16 protein-coding genes and 1 tRNA gene are annotated in these 19,130 nt (G+C 69.0%); 6 read left to right on the forward strand and 11 right to left on the reverse strand.

Annotated elements, in window-relative coordinates; translation table 11 throughout:
* Positions 1 to 84: 84 nt before the first annotated feature.
* The 4 genes from ACO057_RS07930 to ACO057_RS07945 form a co-directional block, all read right to left on the reverse strand.
* On the reverse strand, positions 85 to 2,781 hold the full coding sequence (locus ACO057_RS07930) for a valine--tRNA ligase (RefSeq protein WP_421990362.1): 2,697 nt from the start codon (positions 2,779 to 2,781) through the stop codon (positions 85 to 87).
* Positions 2,782 to 2,833: 52 nt separating this feature from the next.
* Positions 2,834 to 3,322, reverse strand: coding sequence for a DUF2497 domain-containing protein (locus tag ACO057_RS07935; protein ID WP_421990364.1), 489 nt, complete (start codon positions 3,320 to 3,322; stop codon positions 2,834 to 2,836).
* A 40-nt stretch (positions 3,323 to 3,362) separates the two neighbouring features.
* Entirely contained in the window at positions 3,363 to 4,811 is a 1,449-nt protein-coding gene (locus ACO057_RS07940; RefSeq protein WP_421990366.1) for a TolC family outer membrane protein, read from the reverse strand.
* Positions 4,812 to 4,922: 111 nt separating this feature from the next.
* Positions 4,923 to 5,618, reverse strand: coding sequence for a protein-L-isoaspartate O-methyltransferase family protein (locus ACO057_RS07945; protein ID WP_421990620.1), 696 nt, complete (start codon positions 5,616 to 5,618; stop codon positions 4,923 to 4,925).
* Positions 5,619 to 5,729: 111 nt separating this feature from the next.
* On the opposite strand from ACO057_RS07945, the gene ACO057_RS07950 reads away from it, so the two are divergent.
* A tRNA-Cys gene (locus ACO057_RS07950) sits at positions 5,730 to 5,803 on the forward strand.
* Positions 5,804 to 5,841: 38 nt separating this feature from the next.
* On the opposite strand, the gene ACO057_RS07955 is transcribed toward ACO057_RS07950, so the two are convergent.
* The 5 genes from ACO057_RS07955 to ACO057_RS07975 form a co-directional block, all read right to left on the reverse strand.
* The gene (locus ACO057_RS07955; protein WP_421990368.1) at positions 5,842 to 7,668 is read right to left on the reverse strand and encodes an SLC13 family permease; all 1,827 of its coding nucleotides are present in this window, start codon (positions 7,666 to 7,668) and stop codon (positions 5,842 to 5,844) included.
* Between the two features lie 12 nt (positions 7,669 to 7,680).
* Positions 7,681 to 9,492: an SLC13 family permease gene (locus ACO057_RS07960; RefSeq protein WP_421990370.1), complete on the reverse strand. Its 1,812-nt coding sequence runs from the start codon at positions 9,490 to 9,492 to the stop codon at positions 7,681 to 7,683.
* A gap of 28 nt (positions 9,493 to 9,520) precedes the next feature.
* Complete coding sequence (locus tag ACO057_RS07965; protein WP_421990372.1) at positions 9,521 to 11,059, reverse strand: AbgT family transporter; 1,539 nt, start codon at positions 11,057 to 11,059, stop codon at positions 9,521 to 9,523.
* A 16-nt stretch (positions 11,060 to 11,075) separates the two neighbouring features.
* A complete protein-coding gene (locus ACO057_RS07970) occupies positions 11,076 to 12,458 on the reverse strand; it encodes a M20/M25/M40 family metallo-hydrolase (protein WP_421990374.1) in 1,383 nt (460 codons plus the stop codon).
* A gap of 220 nt (positions 12,459 to 12,678) precedes the next feature.
* Entirely contained in the window at positions 12,679 to 13,635 is a 957-nt protein-coding gene (locus ACO057_RS07975; RefSeq protein WP_421990622.1) for a polyprenyl synthetase family protein, read from the reverse strand.
* 212 nt (positions 13,636 to 13,847) lie between these two features.
* Here ACO057_RS07975 and ACO057_RS07980 point away from each other — a divergent pair, with 212 nt between their 5' ends.
* The 4 genes from ACO057_RS07980 (at position 13,848) to ACO057_RS07995 (ending at position 16,089) form a co-directional block, all read left to right on the forward strand.
* Entirely contained in the window at positions 13,848 to 14,045 is a 198-nt protein-coding gene (locus ACO057_RS07980) for a DUF2007 domain-containing protein (protein WP_421990376.1), read from the forward strand.
* Entirely contained in the window at positions 14,038 to 14,766 is a 729-nt protein-coding gene (locus ACO057_RS07985; RefSeq protein ID WP_421990378.1) for a tRNA1(Val) (adenine(37)-N6)-methyltransferase, read from the forward strand. The genes ACO057_RS07980 and ACO057_RS07985 overlap by 8 nt, the downstream gene beginning before the upstream one ends.
* A gap of 111 nt (positions 14,767 to 14,877) precedes the next feature.
* Entirely contained in the window at positions 14,878 to 15,474 is a 597-nt protein-coding gene (locus tag ACO057_RS07990) for a nitrile hydratase subunit alpha (protein ID WP_421990380.1), read from the forward strand.
* Positions 15,475 to 15,477: 3 nt separating this feature from the next.
* Positions 15,478 to 16,089, forward strand: coding sequence for an SH3-like domain-containing protein (locus tag ACO057_RS07995; protein ID WP_421990382.1), 612 nt, complete (start codon positions 15,478 to 15,480; stop codon positions 16,087 to 16,089).
* Positions 16,090 to 16,176: 87 nt separating this feature from the next.
* Here the strand turns inward: ACO057_RS07995 and ACO057_RS08000 are convergent, their stop codons facing one another.
* A complete protein-coding gene (locus ACO057_RS08000) occupies positions 16,177 to 16,965 on the reverse strand; it encodes an SDR family NAD(P)-dependent oxidoreductase (RefSeq protein ID WP_421990384.1) in 789 nt (262 codons plus the stop codon).
* Positions 16,966 to 17,000: 35 nt separating this feature from the next.
* Positions 17,001 to 17,939, reverse strand: a complete 939-nt coding sequence (locus ACO057_RS08005; protein ID WP_421990386.1) for an alpha/beta hydrolase — start codon at positions 17,937 to 17,939, stop codon at positions 17,001 to 17,003.
* A 220-nt stretch (positions 17,940 to 18,159) separates the two neighbouring features.
* On the opposite strand from ACO057_RS08005, the gene ACO057_RS08010 reads away from it, so the two are divergent.
* Complete coding sequence (locus tag ACO057_RS08010; RefSeq protein WP_421990388.1) at positions 18,160 to 19,083, forward strand: PfkB family carbohydrate kinase; 924 nt, start codon at positions 18,160 to 18,162, stop codon at positions 19,081 to 19,083.
* The last annotated feature ends 47 nt before the right edge of the window (positions 19,084 to 19,130 follow it).

Genomic DNA, 19,130 nt, shown 5'->3' on the forward strand with positions numbered 1-19,130 from the left:
GGCGGTTTCCTGATGCTTTGACGCCAGGAAACCCCATTTCACCGCAGATGCAAGAAGATGAGGGGCAAAGCCCCCCCGATCCCCCTACCCCGCGATGCGCGCCATGGCCGCATCCAACCGCGCGATCTCAGCCTCGGCATCCGCGAGCCGCTCGCGGTTCTCCTCGATCACCTCCTCCTTTGCCTTGGCGATGAATTCGGGATTGCCGAGCTTGCCGTTGATCTTCTTCACCTCGATCTCGGCCTTGGCGCGGTCCTTGGACAGGCGCGCGCGTTCGGCACCGAGGTCGATCACATCCGCCAGCGGCAGCATGAGCGTCGCCTCGCCGAACACGCATTGCACCACGCCCTTGGGCACTGTGCCGTCCAACACCTCGATCTCGGTGACGCGCGCCAGGCGGCGGATCGCGTCGATCCAGCGGCCGGCCCGGGCCAGCATCTCGGGCGACGCGCCCTGGACGAGAAGCTTGGTCGTGATGGAAGGCGGCACGTTAACCTCGGCGCGCACGGCGCGCACCTCGGAGATCAGGCGCACCACGCCATCCAGCTCCGCGCGGGCCTCGGCGGCGTCGCGCACGGCCACGGCCTGGGGCCAGGGAGCCACGATCAGGCTCGCCTCGCCGCCATAGCCCAGATGGGTCCAGAGCTCCTCCGTGATGAAGGGCATGACCGGCTGCAGCAGGCGCAGGACCACGCCGATCACATGCTGGGCCGCGCCCTTCACCTCGTCCTTCTCGGGTCCGTCCGGCCCGTTCAGAACGGGCTTGGCGAATTCGATGAACCAGTCGCAGAAGCTGTTCCAGGTGAAGCGGTAGAGAACGGCGGCGTATTCATCGAAGCGGAAGGCGTCGAGGGCGGCAGTGGCCTCGGCGATGGCGGTGTTCGCGCCGTCCAGGATCCAGCGGGCCAGCGGGCCCTGGGCGCTGTCGGGCGACCAGGCCGGATTGGCCGCGATGCCGTTCATCTCCAGGAAGCGCGAGGCGTTCCACAGCTTGGTGGCGAAGGCGCGGTAGCCCTCCATCCGCGCCTTGGCGAGCTTGATGTCCCGCCCCGGCGAGGCGAGTGCCGCCAGGGTGAAGCGCACCGCATCCGCGCCATAGGCGTCGATGAGCTCGAGCGGGTCGAGGACATTGCCCTTCGACTTGCTCATCTTCGCCCCCTTCTCGTCGCGCACGAGGCCGTGGATGATCACGTGCTTGAAGGGGACCTCGCCCATGATGTGGATGCCGAACATCATCATCCGGGCGACCCAGAAGAAGATGATGTCGAAGCCCGTCACCAGCACGTCGGTCGGGTAGTACTTGTTCAGCTCGGGCGTCTTGTCGGGCCAGCCGAGGGTCGAGAAGGGCCAGAGACCGCTGCTGAACCAGGTGTCCAGCACGTCCTCGTCGCGCGTCAGCTCCACGTCGCGCCCGAATTGTTCCCGGGCCGCGGCCTTGGCGGACTCTTCATCCTTCTCGACGAAGAGGCTGCCCTCGGGGCCGTACCAGGCCGGAATGCGGTGTCCCCACCAGAGCTGGCGCGAGATGCACCAGGGCTGGATGTCGCGCATCCAGGCGAAGAAGGTGTTCTCCCACTGCTTGGGGACGAACTCCATCTTGCCGGTCTCGACCGCCTCGATGGCGGGCTTGGCCAGCGTCGCCGCGTCGCAATACCACTGAAGCGTCAGGCGCGGCTCGATCGGCACGCCCGAGCGGTCGCCATGCGGCACGGCATTGCTGTGCGCCTCGACACCCTCGAAGAGCTCCAGCCGCTCCAGCTCGGCCACGATGGCCTTGCGGGCCACGAAGCGGTCCTGACCGGCCAGGGAGCGCACGAATTCGGGATCGGCCACGCCCTCGATCGCGCGCAGGTCGGCGTCGATCTCGTCGAGCCAGATGCGCGCCTCGGCATCGAGGACGGAGGGCATCGGCAGGTCGTGCCGGCGGCCGACATTGTAGTCGTTGAAGTCGTGCGCGGGGGTGATCTTCACCGCACCCGTGCCCTTCTCGGGGTCGCTGTATTCGTCGGCCACGATGGGAATGGCGCGGCCCACCAGGGGCACGATGGCCTTCTTGCCCACGAGGCCGGCGAAGCGCTCATCGCCGGGCGAGACGGCGATGGCGGTGTCGGCCAGCATGGTCTCGGGCCGCGTGGTCGCGACCTGGATGTAGCGACCGGGCTCGCCCTCGACGGGGTAGCGCAGGGTCCAGATCTGGCCCTTGGTCTCGCGGCTCTCGACCTCGAGGTCGCTGATCGCGGTCTGGAACACCGGGTCCCAGTTCACCAGCCGCGTGTCGCGGTAGATCAGGCCTTCCTTGTGCAGCCGCACGAAGACCTCGATGACGGCCTTGGACAGGCCCGCATCCATGGTGAAGCGCTCGCGCGGCCAGTCGAGCGAGGCGCCCAGGCGGCGCAGCTGGCGGGTGATGGTCCCGCCGCTCTCGGCCTTCCAGTCCCAGATGCGGTTCACGAAGGCCTCGCGGCCCAGCTCCTTGCGGGTCTTGCCCTGGGTGCCGAGCAGGCGCTCCACCACCATCTGCGTGGCGATGCCGGCATGGTCCATGCCCGGCATCCAGAGCGCGTCGCGCCCTTGCATGCGGCGGTAGCGGACCAGCACATCCTGCAGGGTGTTGTTCAGCGCGTGGCCGATGTGCAGGCTGCCCGTGACATTGGGCGGCGGCACCACGATCGTGAAGGGTTGCGCATTGCTCTCCGGGTTCGCGCCAAAGGCGCCGGAGGCTTCGGAAGCGGCGTAAAGCCGCGATTCCATGGAGGCGGGGTCGAAGGCCTTGTCGAGCATCGCGCAGAGGTCGAACGCGCGGGGCGGCGCGTCAAGCCCTCAGGCGCTCGGATCAGCCCTGACGGGACATCACGCGCTGGATTTCAGCCTGGATCAGCCGCTCGACCGTCGCCGGCAGATGGGCGTCGAGCCAGGCCTTGAGCATGGGGCGCAGCTCCTCGCGCACCACATCCTCGATGCTGGGGCCGCTGCGGGTGACGCTCGCCGTGCGTTCCTGCGCGAGGCGGGAGAGCTGCCCGAAGGCCGAGGCGGTGGCCGCCGCGGCCACGGCATCGACGAGGCCGCCCGGGGGCGGGCCCTGCGGATCCAGGGACATGAGGAAGGGCTCCGGTTGCGAGGGCGGCGCGGCCTGGACGACGGGCGTGGGGAAAACCGCGGCAGCCGGCCCGGAGAGGCCCTCGGGCGGCGAGATCATCATCTCGGCCGTGAGCTGGATCGGGGCCGGGAGGGGAGACGGCGGGGCGGGAGGCGGCGCGATGGTCGCGCCCCCCTGCTCATCTTCGTTCAGGATCTTGCGGATCGAGGCGAGGATGTCGTCCATGGACGGGTCGGACCCGCCCGGAGGCCTCGAGGCCGACATCTCAGCGCCGAACGGAGACGGTGGAATAGTCGCCGATTCCCACCCACCGGTTGCGGACCGCATTGTAATAGGCCGTCATGTCGTAGACCTCGACCGGCAGGCCGAGATCCTGCGCCGTGAGGCGGCCGATCGAGGCCGCCACCGAGTAGGAGCCGGTGATGACGGTGGAGAGCGCGTTCACCAGGCTGGTGCGCGCGTTCAGCAGCTCCTGCTCGGCGTTCAGCACGTCCAGCGTGGTGCGGCTGCCCACGATGGCCTCGCGCTGCACGCCGTCCAGCGCGATCTCGGCCGCGCGGATCTGCGAACGAACGCTGTCGACCTGCGAGCGGGCGCTGCGAAGCTGCTCCCAGGACTGCGAGGCGTTCTGGGCCGCGAGGCGACGCTGCTCATCCACCTGGGTGATGCTCTGCTGCGCCTGCTGGCGCGCCTGGCGCACCGCCGAATGCTCGGCGCCGCCCTGGAAGATCGGCACCGAGAGGTTGATCGTCGCCTGGCCGCCCGTCTGGCGCATATGCGCCGTGGACTGGTTGTCCTGGCGGAAGGCCTGCGCATTGGCCGAGACCTGCGGCAGCAGCACCGAGACCTGGACGTCGATATTGTCGCGCGAGGAGGCGGCGGCGAAGAGCGCGGAGACCACGTTCGGGTTGTTCGCGATCGCGACGGCCTGGGCTTCGGCGGCGCTGCGGACTGGCACGGCCAGAGGCTGCGGATTGGTCAGGCGCTGGGGGGCCGCGCCGATCACGCGCTCGAAGGTGGCGCGGGCGATCTGCAGCGTGCCCTCGGACTGGGTGCGCGCGGCACGCGCCCCGGCGAGCCGGCTCTCGGCCTGGGCGACGTCGGTGCGGGTGATCTCGCCGACGCGGAAGCGCTCGTTGGTCGCCTGGAGCTGACGGACCAGCACCTGCTCATTGTTGATGTTGAGGCGCAGGAGCTCCGCATTCTGGATCATGCCGATATAGGCGGAGACGGCGTCGCCCAGGACCTGCTGCTCGACCGCGAGCAAGCGGGCGCGCTGGGCCAGCACGGTGTTCTCGGCCTGGCGCGTCTGCGCCACGGTCCTGCCGCCGCGATAGATCGGCTGGGTCAAAGTGACGGTGGCCGAGGCGGGGGTGCGCTCCTGGCGCAGCGTCGTCGGGATCGGGCCCGTCACGCCGTTCACCGAGCCGACCGGATCGCGCCAGTAGAAGCTTCCATCGGGCCGGAAGGCCTGGGCCTGGCTGCGCGTGCGGACGTCGGCCGCGCCGGCGCTGCCGGCCATCACGACCGTGGGCCGCCAGCCGGCCAGGGCCTGCGGCACGCCCTCGTCCACGGCGCGAAGCTGCGCGCGCGCCGAGAGCAAGGTGGGGTTGTTGTTGTAGGTGGAGGCCAGGGCCTCCTGCATGGTCTGCGCGGAAACCGGCGCCCCCGCGAAGATCCCAGCCGCCGTTGCCGACAGGAGAGCAAACCTCATGCTCAGATGCATAGACCCAACTCCGTTCCCGCTGCCGGGAGTTTTATAACCGATTGCGGGCATATCGCACCACAGCGCGAAATTTGAAGGCTCCCGAAATCGGAAGCCTGCTCAGAAGACGAATCCGGGCGCCGGGGCGAACTCCGCCAGGAGAGGGCCGGCCGCGTCGGGACCGGCCACTTCGGTGAGGCCGCCGCCGAGCTTGCGGATCATCAGGATGCGGCCCACCTGCCCCGGCTCGCGCCGGATCACCAGCAGCCGCCCGCCCTCGCCGAGCTGCGTGGTCAGCGCCGCCGGCACCTTCTGCACCGCGCCCTCGATGACGATCAGCCGGAAGGGCGCGCCCGCGGGCAGGCCCGCCTTGGCATCGGCCACCGTCATCACGGGCCGATTCTCGTGCAGGCCGAAACCGAAGGCCGCCTCGGAGCGGGCCGCGAGCTCCGCCTCCGATTCGACGGCCATGACCTTGAGGCCCATCCGCGCCAGCACGGCCGCGCCATAGCCCGCGCCCGCGCCGAGAACGAGCGCGCGCTCGCCGGGCTGGGGCAGCGCCAGCTGGATCATCTTGGCCAGCACCATGGGCGAGAGCATCGCCCTTCCGTTGCCCAGCGGCACGGCATCATCGGCATAGGCGCGGTGGCGCAGCGCGGGCGGGAGGAAGATTTCCCGCGGAATCTCGCCCATCGCGCCCAGCAGCAGCGGGTCGGTGATGCCGTTGGGGGCGAGCTGACCGTCCACCATGAAGCGGCGGGCGCGGGAGAAATCCTCTGCGACCTGCGGCAATTCCGTCACCAGGCTCTGCGCCATATCCACTCACCTTAATCCTGATCGCCGGTTTATAGGCTGGCCGGCGCGTCGCGGAAAGCAGCCCCGCCTTGACCGATGCGCCGTGAGGCCCGATACACGGCCGGCCTATGGGGTCCGATGGCCGAGTGGTTAGGCACAGGTCTGCAAAACCTGCTACGGCGGTTCAATTCCGCCTCGGACCTCCATCCCCTTCTCCCGACGCATTTCCTCGCAGCCGCCCTTCTCACAGCGGCAGGATGATCGGCACCAGCAGCAGGCTGACGGCCATCACGATCAGGCTCAGCGGCACGCCGACCTTCACGAAATCGCCGAAGCCGTAGTTGCCGGGCCCCACCACCAGCGTGTTCACCGGCGAGGAGATCGGCGTCATGAAGGCCGTGGAGGCGGCGAGCGCGATGATCATCGCGAAGGGATAGGGCGAGGCGCCCATATCCCGCGCCACCGCCAGCGCCACGGGCGCCATCAGCACCGCGGTGGCAGTGTTGGAGATGAACAGCCCCAGCATCGCCGTGATGAGGAAGAGCAGCCCCAACACCATGCGCGGCGAGGCATTGCCGGCGATGGCGGTCACCGCCTCGGCCGCCAGCTCCACGCCGCCGGTCCGCTGCAAGGCCAGCGAGAAGGGCAGCATGCCCACGATCAGGATCAGACTTTTCCAGCTGATCGAGCGATAGGACGCGTTCATGTCCAGGCAGCCGAAGGCGCCCATCAGCAGGCAGCCGATCAGCGCCGCATGCACATTGGGCACCAGGCCGCTGATCATGAGGCCGATCGTCAGGGCCAGGATCGCCACGGCGTGCGGCGCCTTGCTGGCCGCGGGCAGCACTTCCTCCATTTCGGTCGGCAGGTTCAGCACGACCATCTCGGAGGGCTCCGATTGCAGCTCGCCGATATCCGACCAGAAGCCGGTCAGCAGCAGCGTGTCGCCGACCTTGAGCTGCTCCTGGAGGAGTCCCTCGCTCAGCACCTTGCGGCCCCGGCGCAGCCCGATGACGGTCAGCCCCGATTCGGAGCGGACCCGCGCATGCAGCACCGTCTGGCCCACCAGCGGCGAATCGGCGGGGATGATGACCTCCGCCATGCCGATTTCCTGCGAGCGGTCGGTGACATAGCCGCCATCGCCGAGCGGAAGGATTTCAAGCTGGTACTTTTCCCGCAGCGCCTCGATCTCGACGTCGGGCAGGATGACGTCGAGCAGCATGATCTGCCCCGCCTCCAGCACCGTCCGCGCCATCGGGCGGATCACCTCGGTCGAGAAGCGGCCGCCGATCTCGATGGCCAGCAGGTTCACGCCGCTGGCGCGCAGCTCGAGGTCGTCCAGCTTCTGCCCGACCAGCGGCGAGCCCATCATGATCCGTACGCGATAGGCCCGCTTGGCGAGGCCATATTGCTCCACCCAGTCCTGCAGATTGGCGCGCCCCTGCCCTCCCGAAGCCGGCTTGATGTCGGGCAGCAGGCGGCGGGCGAAGAACATATAGGCCGTGCCGATGAACAGCATGGGCAGGCCGAAGGGCGTGAAGCTGAAGAAGCCGAAGCTCTCGCCGCCCTGGCGCACCAGCTCGGCATTCACCACGAGGTTGGGCGCGGTGGCGACCAGCGTCATCATGCCGCTCATCAGCGCGGCGATGCTGAGCGGCATCATGAGCCGGCTCGGCGCCGTTCCGGTGTTCTGGCAGATCCGCAACACCACCGGGATGAAGATCGCCACCACCGCCGTCGAGCTCATGAAGGCGCCGAGGAAGCCCGAGGCCAGCATCAGCAGGATCAGCATGCGCGTCTCGCTGTTGCCCGCCTTGGCGTTCAGCCAGTCGCCCATGAGGCGCGCGACGCCGGTGCGCACCAGCCCCTCGCCGATGACGAAGAGGGCCGCGATCAGCACGATATTGGGGTCGGAGAAGCCCGCGAGGGCCTCGTTGATCGTGATGACGCCGGTCAACGGCATCACGGCGATCATGATGAGGGCGACCGCATCCATGCGCGGGCGGTTCGCCACGAACATGGCGATGGCCGCCCCCAGCAGCAGCAGGACGAGAATCAGGTCGGAGTTCATGGGCTTTGCCCCTCAGAAAGGCCAGAAGACGGGAACGAGGAAGATCGCGATCAGGAAGGACCAGCCGAGCAGCGGCAGGCCGAGCTTCCAGTAGTCGCCGAAGCGATAGCCGCCCGGCCCCTGCACCATGAGGCTGGCCGAGGAGGCGATGGGCGTGAGGAATGAGGCCGCCGCCGCGATCGCCACGGTGACGAGCGCCGTGCGCGGGGAGACGCCGATCTCGGTGGCCGCCGCGATCGCGACCGGAATGAGGATCAGCGCCGTGGCCGTGCTGCTGATGAGCTGGCCGAGGATCGCCGTCAGGATGAAGAGCGCGGCCATCATCTTGTAGGGGCTGGCCTCGCCGAGCACGCCCACCAGCGTGTCGGCGATGAGCTCGGCCGCGCCGGTCTTGCTCATGGCGATGGAGAGCGGGATCAGCGAGGCGACCATGATGAGGGCCGTCCAGTTGATCGCGCGATAGGCGCGCTCGACCTTCAGCACGCCGAGCAGCACCGTCGCGCAGGCCGCCGTGACACCGGCGATGACGCTGGGCACCACCCCCGTCGCGAGCGCGGCCACCATGGCGATCAGGATCGCGACCGCCCGCGCCGCCCCCGTGCCGAGCGGGATGGCCTGGCCGCGAATGGCCTCGGGCGCGGCCACGACCAGCACATCGGGATCGCCGGAATGCTCCTCCAGCGCCTCCCAACGGCCCTGGACCAGCAGCGTGTCGCCGGCGGCGAGCTTCCCCATGCCGGGGCCGAGGTTCTCCCCGCGCCGCTGGATGCCAAGGATGATGAGGTCGCCGCTCGGCGTGATCATCCCGGGGAAGACCTCGTCGCCGATCAACGCCGAGCGCGGCGGCAGCACCACCTCGGTGAAGCCGTGGGTCTGGTTGAAGAGCGAGGCGCTGACCTCGCCCTGCTTGGCGGGCACCGCATCTTCCAGGCGCTTCTCGGCGGCGAAATCGGCGACGGTCTGGGATTCGCCGCGCATGAAGAGGATGTCGCCCGCCGCCAGCAGCGGCGTCGCCATGGGCGGAGTCTTGCCGCCGGGGCGGATCGCGATGAGGCTGAGGCCCGGGCGGTTCTCGGCCTCCACGGTCGGGCTCGGCTGGCCGACGAAGGGCGAGTCCGGCCTGATCACCAAGCGGTGCATCCCCTCGAAGACCTGGTACTGCTCGGCCAGCGTGCCCGAATGCCGGCTGAGATCCTGCGGGATGCCGCGCCCGGCCCGCATGGGCAGCAACTTCTCGCCGAAGAAGACGACGATGGTGACCGTGCCCGCCAGCAGCGGGATGCCCACCGCCGTCACCTCGAAATAGCCGAAGGGCGCGAGCCCCGCATCCGTCGCCGCGTCGGAGACGAGGACGTTCACGAGGCTGCCCGTCAGCACCAGCATCGAGCCCGAATAGGAGGCGAAGGCGAGCGGCATCATGAGCTGCGAAGGCGACCAGCCCAGCCGCACCGCCACCAGCACCAGCACCGGCAGCAGAGCCGATACGGCCCCGCTGGAGCCGATCAGCGCGGTGAGGAAGGCCACCAGCAGCATGGCGAGCACCAGCAGTCGCCGCCGGCTCTTGCCCGCCTGGGCGATCAGCAGCCTGCCTGCCCAGGCGGTGACGCCGGTCGCATCCAGGCTCGCACTCACCACGAAGAGCGAGGCGATGAAGAGCACGGTCGTGTCGCCGAAGCCCGACAGCGCCTCGTGATGGGTGAGGATGCCGGTGAAGTAGAGGGTCAGCGCCGCCGCCAGGGCCACCGGCGCGATGGGGGCGAGGTTGGAGACGAAGGCCAGTACCATCACGCCGATGATCGCGAAGGTGATGGAGATGTCGCTCATCGCCGGCGCCTCCCGGCCGGGCCTGGGGTCAGGCCCCCAGACCCCAGGGCAGGCCCAGCAGGTACCAACCCACCAGGAAGGCGGTCCAGACCACGCTCAGCACGATGACATAGGGCAGCATCAGCGCGATCACCGTGCCGACGCCCGCGTCCTTCTGGTACTTGATGGCGAAGGTCACGATCATCGCGAAATAGGCGTTGAGCGGGGTGATGGCGTTCATCGGCGAATCGCCCACGCGATAGGCCGCGAGCACCGCCTCGGGCGACATGCCGAGCTGCATGAGCAGCGGCACGAAGATGGGCGCGAAGATGGCCCATTTGGCAATCGCCGCCGTGATGATCAGGTCGAGCAGGAAGACCACCACCACGAAGCCGACCAGCAGCCAGATGGCGGAGAGATTGGCGCGCGTCAGCACTTCGGCCAGGGAGACGGCGGCCAGGGTGGCCATGTTGGTGTAGTTGAAGAAGGCGATGAACTGGCTGATCACCAGCAGCAGCAGGATCAGGCCGGAAAGGCTCGCGATCGCCTTCTGCATGGCGCCGATCACGTCGTTGGTGGACTTCATGGTCCGCGCGCCAAGCCCATAGGCCACGCCGCAGACCAGGAAGACCAGCGCGATCGAGACGATCAGGCTGTTCATGAAGGGCGAGTTGCCGATGATCGCGCCCGTGTCCGGATTGCGCAGCGGCGCGCCCGGCGGCAGCGTCAGCAGCGCGAGGAAGGCGAAGACGCCGATCATGCCCCACAGCGCCCAACGCAGGCCGCGCCCTTCGTCATCCGACAGGCCGGTGTCGCCCGCGAGCTTGTAGTCGCCCACATAGGTGCCCAGGCGCGGCTCGATCACGCGCTCGGTGATAAGCGCGATGAGCACGGTCAGCAGCGCCACCGAGGCGATGGAGAACCAGAGATTGGCCGCCAGGTCGATCTTGATGTTCGGGTTGACGAGCGCGATGGCGTCATTGGTGATCTCGGTCAGGATGCCGTCGGTCGGCACGATCAGCACGTTCACCAGGAAGGCCGAGGCCACGGCCGCGAAGGCTGCCGCAAGGCCCGCCAGCGGATGCCGCCCGACGCTGAGGAAGGCCGCCGCGGCCAGCGGGATCAGCACCAGGTAGCCCGCATCGGCCGCGATGGAGGACACGATGCCGACGAAGACCAGGATATAGGTCAGCGCCTTGGGCGGCGCGACCACGACCAGCTTGCGGATCAGCGCCTTGACGAGCCCCGCCTCCTCCGCGACGCCCACGCCCACCATCGCGATGATGATGACGCCCACCGCGTTGAAGTTCATGAAGTTCTGGACGACGCCGGTGAACATGAACCGGATGCCCTCGACGGTGAGCAGGCTGCGCGCCGTCACCGTCATGGGCTCGATCTTGTCGGTCTCGTAGTTCACCTGCTGGAAGGAGACGCTCACGCCCATCGCGCCGAGGATGGCGGAGAGGGCGATCACGATACCGATCAGGATCACGAAGATGAGAACGGGGTGCGGCACGCGGTTGCCGACGCGCTCCACGACATCCAGCATCTTCTGCATCGCGGTCTTTGGCGCGGCGGCTTCACTCATCGGTTTATGTCCTGATCTAGCGCGAAAGGGCGTCGAGGATGCGAGCCCAGGAGCGGATGCCGCGCCGGAAGCACTCCAGGTCGTATTTCTCGTTGGGGCTGTGGATGCGGTCGTCCTCCAGGCCGAAGCCGGCCAGGATCACGTCCATCCCCAGGGCCTTCTTGAGCTCGTGCGTCACGGGGATGGACCCGCCGCCGCCGATGAAGACGCCGGGCTTGTTCCACTCGTCGGTCAGCGCCTGGCGGGCCTTCTCGAAGGCCGGGGCATCGATAGGGAAGCGAATGGCCTGGCCCGAGCCGTGCTCGATGAACTCGGCGCGGCAATCGGCCGGCAGGTTCGCCATCACATGCGCGCGGAAGGCCTTGCGGACCGCATGGGGATCCTGGTCGAAGACGAGACGGAAGGAGATCTTCGCGGAGGCCACCGAGGGGATCACGGTCTTGAAGCCCGCGCCCTGATAGCCGCCACCCATGCCGTTGATCTCGCAGGTCGGGCGCGACCAGGTCATCTCCAGCACCGAGCGATCCGTCTCGCCGGCCGGGACCGAAAGGCCCACCGTGCCGAGGAACTTCGCGGGGTCGAAGCCCAGCGTGTCCCACTGCGCGCGCAGCGCCTCGGGCAGCTCGGGCACGCCGTCGTAGAAGCCCGCCAGGGTCACGCGGCCCTTGTCGTCGTGCAGACCGGCGATGATCTTCGCCAGGACCCGGTTCGGATTGGCCGCGGCCGAGCCGTAGAAGCCCGAATGCAGGTCGCGGTCGGCGGCGTGGATGATCACCTCCTCGCCGCAGAGGCCGCGCAGCATGGTGGTGATGGCAGGGGTCTGCGCGTCCCACATATTGGTGTCGCAGATCAGGCCGATATCGGCCTTCAGCTCCTCCGCATGGGCCTTCAGGAAGGGCGGCAGGTTCACGCCGCCGCTCTCCTCCTCGCCCTCCAGGATGATGGAGACCGGGATGGGCAGCTTGCCGGTGACAGCCTTCCAGGCGCGGCAGGCCTCGACGAAGGTCATGAGCTGACCCTTGTCGTCCGCCGTGCCGCGGCCGCGCAGGACCTTGGTGCCGTCCTCGCGCGTCTCGATCACGGGCTCGAAGGGATCCTGGGTCCAGAGCTCCAGGGGATCCACCGGCTGGACGTCGTAATGGCCGTAGAAGAGCGCCGAGGGGCCGGCCGTGCTGCGGTCATGCGCCACGACCATGGGATGGCCTGGCGTCGGCCGGGCGCTGGCCTCGAAGCCGATGCTGGCGAGGTCGGCCACGTGCCAGTCGGCGCAGGCCTGGCATTCGCTGGCGAAGGCCGGGTCGGTGGAGATGGATTTGATGCGCAGCGTCGCGAAAAGCCGCTCCAGCGCGGCGTCGAGATCCGCATCGATATGCGCGAGAACCTGGTCGAGTTCAGCCATTTGGGCCTCCGAAGGGTGGACTGCGCGAAGCTGTCCCCGGCATTTGCACGCCGAAACCCCGCTTCGGTCCCTTTGGAGAACGTTAACGGCACATGACATCAGAGGGGATGCGTCAGGCGTCCCACACCTTGGCCCGATGTTCCACAAGCCGATCGAACCGCCGGCTCAGCGCCGGCGGGCGATGGCCCGGATCAGAGGGGGCCTTCGGCCCCTGGTCGCGTCAGCGCGCCCGCTCGATGCAGAAGCGCACGACGTCGATGAGGGCCAGCTTCGCCCCGCTCTCGGGGAAGATGTCGAGCGCCCGGATGGCAGCCTCGCCATAGATCTCGGCGCGGTCGACGGTGCGCTCGATGCCCTTGCAGGCGGCCAGCAGGCGCTGGCCCTCGGGGAGATCGTCCTCGCCTTGCTCGCCGTCTTCCAGGGTGCGCTTCCAGAAGGTCTTCTCGGCGGGGCCGCCGTCATGGAAGGCGAGGAGCACGGGCAGCGTGATCTTGCCCTCCCGGAAGTCGTCGCCCACGGTCTTGCCCAGGCGCGCCTGCTCGGCGGAGTAGTCGAGGGCGTCGTCCACCAGCTGGAAGGCGATGCCGAGGTTATGGCCATAGGCGTCCAGCGCCTCGGCCTCGGCCAGCGGCCGGTCTGCGACGACGGCGCCGATGCGCGTGGCGGCGGCGAAGAGCGAGGCAGTCTTGCCCTCGATCACCTCCAGATACTGCGCCTCGGTGCTGGAGAGGTCGTTCTGGGTGATGAGCTGCAGCACCTCGCCCTCGGCGAGCGTGGCCGAGGCGGCGGCCAGGATGCGCAGAACCTCCAGGCTCTTGTCCTCGATCATGAGCTGGAAGGCGCGCGCGAAGAGGAAGTCGCCCACCAGCACCGAGGCCTTGTTGCCGAAGAGCGCATTGGCGCTGGCCTGGCCGCGGCGCAGCGCGCTCTCATCCACCACGTCGTCATGCAGGAGGGTCGCGGTATGGATGAACTCCACGCAGGCCGCGAGCGCGATGTGGCGCTCGCCCTCATAGCCGCAGAGCCGCGCGCTCGCGAGGGTCAGCAGCGGGCGCAGCCGCTTGCCGCCGGCCGCCACGATATGCGCCGCGAGCTGCGGGATCAGGGCCACCTGGCTGTGCATGCGCTTGACGATGAGTTCGTTGCAGGCGGCCAGATCGCCGGCCACCAGACCCATCAGCCGGGCCAGAGCGCCCTCGCCCCGATCCTCCCGCGAATCCCCCTGCGCCCTGGTGCCGTCCCGTTTCGCGTCGATCGCACCAGCCACTCGTCCAAACCCCTGAAGTTCACGCCCGCCTCGACCCGGTCGCTTGACCGGGCCTGGGCCGATGCAGGATACCCGAGCTGCCGACATGGCGGCAAGGCGAGGCAAATCAAGGATTTCCCGCGATGGAAGTGGTCGCCGAGGACACCGATCCGATTCGAATTCAATTTCTCGCGGCCCTGCTGAGGGATGCGGGGATCGAGGCGGTCCAGCTCGACCAGAACCTGGCCGGGCTGGGGCTGGCGATCTTTCCGCGCCGCCTGGCGGTGAAGACGGAATGCGCGGCGCAGGCCCGGCGCCTGATGCGGGACAGCGGTGTCTGACGAGCCAACCAAGGATGGGCTGACCGAGGACGGGCTGCTCGGCGGGCGGGTGCGGCTGCTCCAGCCCCGGCAGGGCTTCCGCGCGGCGATCGACCCCGTTCTGCTGGCCGCCTTCGTGCCCGCCCGGACAGGCCAGACCGTGCTGGAGCTGGGCTGCGGGACGGGTGCCGCCTTCCTGTGCCTCGCGGCGCGGGTGCCGGGGATTTCCGTCATCGCCGTGGAGCGCGACCCGGTCGTCGCCGAAATCGCGGTCCGCAACGCGGCGTTGAACGGCGTGGAGGCCCGCATCCTGGCCGAGGATTGCTGCGCCCTGCCCTCGCTGCCGCCCCTGGACCACGCCTTCGCCAACCCGCCCTATTGGACGGGCGGAACCGCCTCGCCGCGGGCCGACAAGCGCCAGGCGGCGCATGAGGACGTGCCTTTCGCGGCCTGGATCGCCGCCCTCGCCCGCCCGCTGCGCCACAAGGGCACCCTGACCCTGGTGCTGCCCGCCTCCCGTTTCGCCGAGGCCGCCGCCGGCCTGCGGGAGGCGCGCTGCGGCTCGGTGCGGCTGATGCCGCTCTGGCCGCGGGTGGGGACGCCGGCCAAGCGCATCCTCATCCAGGCGCGCAAGGGCGGGCGCGGCGGGGACGAAATCCTGCCCGGGCTGGTGCTGCACGAGGCCGATGGCGGCGCCACCGCCGCCGCCCATGCCGTGCTGCGGGACGGCGCCGCGCTCTGATCGGCCGCGCCGGTCCTGGCTGAGACCGCAGCCTCGCGCCGCCGGACAATTGTGCGGGCAGGAAATCCGTTCAACAATCCCGGAAATCCAAGACATCCAGGAGAGCCTTCCATGGCCGTCAAAGCCCCCGCCCCCATCGAGCAACGAACCGCAGCCCTCGAGATCGTCCTCAAGGGCAAGGGGATCCTGCCCGAGGCCTTCGTCGAGGAGTTCACCGAGCATGCCGAGGAGGCCTGGGTCACCTTGAATGGCGGCCAGATGGTCGCCCGCGCCTGGACCGACCCGGCCTATCGCGAGCGCATGCTCCAGGACGGCACGGCCGCCGCACGCGAGATGGGCTTCGACTTCCCCGAGCACCACCGCCACCTCGTGGTGCTGGAGAACACGCCCGACGTCCACAACCTGATCGTCTGCACGCTGTGCTCCTGCACGGCCTATACGATCATCGGCGCGGCACCGGACTGGTACAAGGACATGGAGTACCGCGCCCGCGTCGTGCGCCAGTCGCGCACAGCGCTGCGCGAGATGGGGCTCGACCTGCCCGCGACGACCGAGATCCGCGTCTGGGACACGACGGCCGACACCCGCTACATGGTGCTGCCCCTCCAGCCGCCGGCGACCCTCGGCTGGCCGGCCGAGAAGCTGGCGGCGATCGTGACGCAGAATTCCATGATCGGCGCTTCGCGCCTCGACGAGATCAAGGGCTGAACCATGGACAGCATGCACGACCTCGGCGGCAAGCAGGGCTTCGGGACGATCGAATTCCCCGCCCGCCCGCATGACGAGACCTGGGAGCCCCTGGCCCGCGCGCTCTCCGCCATCGCGGTGAAGAGCCATATCTACAACATGGACGAGTACCGCCACGCCATCGAGCGGATGGCGCCGATCCACTACATGGCCGCGCCCTATTACGAGCGCGTGCTGACCGCCGCCGCCACGCTCTGCGTGGAGAAGGGCATCGTCACCAGGGAGGAGCTGGAGGCGCTGGTCGACGGCGCCTATCCGCTGGCCTTGCCGATCGGTCCCGGGCGCATGGCCTCGCCGCCGAAGAGCTTCGAGATCGGCGAGACGGTGCGGGTGAAGTACGAATTCGTCCCTGGCCATCACCGCATGCCGGGCTATATCCGCGGCAAGACGGGCGTGGTGGTGGGGATCACCCCGCCCTATCCCTTCCCGGACGCCTCCGCGCACAACATGCAGGCGACCATGGAGCCGACCTATGACGTGCGGTTCCGCTCGATGGAACTATGGCCGGACGCCTGCGACGAGGCCTTCAACCACGTGGGCGTCTTCCAGAGCTATCTGGAGAAGGTCACGGCCTGAGGGGGGCTTCGCCCCTCTCAAGTCAGGCGGCCTTGTTCCGTCATCGCGCCTCGCCTGTCGCAGTTTACGCGACAGGCGAATGGCGGATTAGCGCAGGGCGCTTCCACCCGGGCAGGCCGTGCGCCCGCCATCCACCTGGAACTGCCCTCCGGTGATCGCCGTTGCCGCATCCGAGCAGAGGAAGAGCACCATCGCCACCACCTCGGTCACCGTGACGTAGCGGCCGAGCGGGATCGCGGCGCGGTAGCGCTCCGTGATGTCGTTGGCGCCGAGGGCGCTGGCCTGATCCTCCAGCGAGTGGATCATGCGCGTGTCGGTCGGCCCGGGGCAGAGCGCGTTCACCCGCACGCCCTGGCGCGCCACCTCGCCCGAGACGCTGCGCGTCAGCCCCAGCACGGCATGCTTGGAGGCGGTATAGGGCGAGATGCCGGCCGAGCCCACGAGGGCCGCCGTCGAGGCCGTGTTCACCACCGCGCCGCCACCCTGGCGGATCATCACCGGCAGCACGTGCTTGAGGCCGAGGAAGACGCCGCGGACATTCACCGCGATGACCTGGTCGAACATCGCCTCGTCCTGGTCGACGATGGCCGCGACCTTCCCCTCGATTCCGGCATTGTTGAAGAAGCAATGGATGCCGCCCCAGGCGGAGACCGCCGCGTCCACATAGCCGCGCACCTCCTCGGACTTCGTGACGTCGGCCTGCTGGAACCGCGCCTCCAGGCCCTCGGCGCGGAGTGCGGCGGCTTGCGCCTCGCCCGCCGCGTCGCGGTCCACCAGCAGCACCTTCGCGCCCTCGCGCGCGAAGCTTTGCGCGGCCTCCAGCCCGATCCCGTTGGCGGCGCCGGTGATGACGGCGACCTTTCCGTTGAAGCGCATTCTTCTCTCCTCCCCCGTCGTTCGGCGATCGTGCTCTACGCCATCGCGTCGCGCAGGGCGCGCGCGGCCATGTCGATGTAGTTCAGCGCCGGCTTGATGATGGCGCTCATGGTCATCACCCCGTGCAGCATGTCGGCGGCATGGACGTGGATCACGCGCACGCCCTCGCGCTCCAGCCGCGCCGCATAGTCCTGCCCCTCGTCGCAGAGCGGATCGTGGCCCACCGTCAGCACGAAGGCCGGCGCGGTGCCGGCGAGACTGGCGGCGCGCAGCGGCGAGACCCGCCAGTCGCTCCAGGACGCCGGCTCGGGCGCGTAATGCCTGCGGAACCAGCGCATGGTGGCGTCCGTCAGCGGCAGGCCCGCGGTGAAGCGGGCGTAGCTGCCATGGGTCTGCGCCATGTCGGTGACCGGATAGATCAGCATCTGGAAGCGCAGCGGCGGCAGGGTGCCGTTGCGCGCCATCAGGGCCGCCACGGCCGCGAGATTGCCGCCCGCGCTGTCGCCCCCCACGGCGAGACGGTCGGGGTCGAGGCCGAGGGCCGCGGCATTCACATGGGCGTAGTGCACCGCCTCGCCGAAATCCTCCACGGCGGCCGGGAAGCGATGCTCGGGCGCGAGGCGGTAGTCCACGCTCAGGACGGCGCAGCCCGAGAGATTGGCGATACTCCGCGCGGGATGGTCATGCGTGTCGAGGTCGCCCACGACCCAGCCGCCGCCATGGGCGAAGACCAGGCAGGGCAGCCTCTCGCCCGAGGCGCTGCCGAGCGGACGGTAGAGCCGCGCGGGCACGCCGCTGGGCAGAGTGAGATCGCGCGCCTCGGCCACTTCCGGCGAGGGCGGCTGGAGAACGCGGCGCCCGCCCGCATAGAGCTCGCGTGTCTCGGGGTAATCCATGTCCTCGAAGCGAGGCCGCCCCAGTTCCTCCACGAGCTTCAGGAAGGCGACGCAATCGGGGTGCAGGGGTGACGCCATGTCCGTGCCGGATCCTTCATATTCCTCGCTGGCGCATCATGAGGGCAGCGGCCTCAAGGCGGCAATCCGGGGAGGCCATGCATCCGCGCCGCAACTGGGGCGTTGAGTCCCGCAATGCATCAGCGAACCTCCCAGTGTCTTCAAAATGAAGCGATTTTCCCGTGCCGCGCCGCATCAACGCGGTTTCAACGCGACGCGGTCCTGGTCTAGCTTCGATCGAATGAGCACATCCGACTCCCCCCTCGTGATCTGCCTCGGCAGCGTGGTCGCCGATCACACCTTCAAGGTCGACGAGATCCCGCAGGCGCCGGCCAAGGCCCGTGCCCGCGGCTATGAGCTCAAGATCGGCGGGATGGCGGCCAATGCGGCGATCGCCGTCCGCCGCCTCGGCGGGCGCGCCGCCTATTGGGGCCGGCTGGGCGATGACGGCAATGCCGATATCCTGATCGATGGCCTGACGACGGAGGGCATCGAGCTCGGCGGCATGAAGCGGATCCCCGGGGGGCGCAGCGCCGTCGCGGCCGTTCTGGTGGATCCGCTGGGTGAACGCGTGACCCTGGGCTATCGCGGCGAGGGCCTGGACCCCGATCCCTCCTGGCTCCCCCTGGACACACTCGACAAGGCAGGCGCCCTGCTCTGCGATCCCCGCTGGCCGGAGGGCGCGCAGGCTGCGCTTGAAGCGGCGGAGCAGCGCGGCATTCCCACCGTGCTGGACGGCGAGCGCAGCGAGACGCGGCTGCTGCTCGATCTGGTGCCGCGCGTCCGCTACGCGATCTTCTCCGTCACCGGGCTCACCAATTACGGCTCCGGCGCACGGGCGCCCGAGGCGCTGCGCAAGGCCGTGTCGGAAGGCGTCACGCAGATGGCGGCCGTCACCCGCGGCGAGAAGAGCACGCTGTGGATCCTGCGCGGCGAGGAAAGGATCCGCGAGACGCCCATCTTCCGCGTGACGGCGAGTGACACGACCGGCGCGGGCGATGTCTTCCACGGCGCCTTCGCCCTCGCCATGGCCGAGGGCATGGAGATGGAGGCGGCGATCCGCTTCAGCAGCGCCGCCGGCGCGCTGCGCGCCCGCGACGGCGCGACCGCCCATCGCGCGGAACTCGAGGCCTTCCTTCAGGAAAACGCAGCGATTGCGGAATAAGATACCCCCGGCCCCGCCGCATATGGCAGGCCGGCGATCCATGCGAC

The sequence above is a fragment of the Roseococcus sp. genome (genome assembly GCF_965227005.1).
In the GTDB taxonomy this organism is placed as follows: Bacteria; Pseudomonadota; Alphaproteobacteria; order Acetobacterales; family Acetobacteraceae; genus Roseococcus.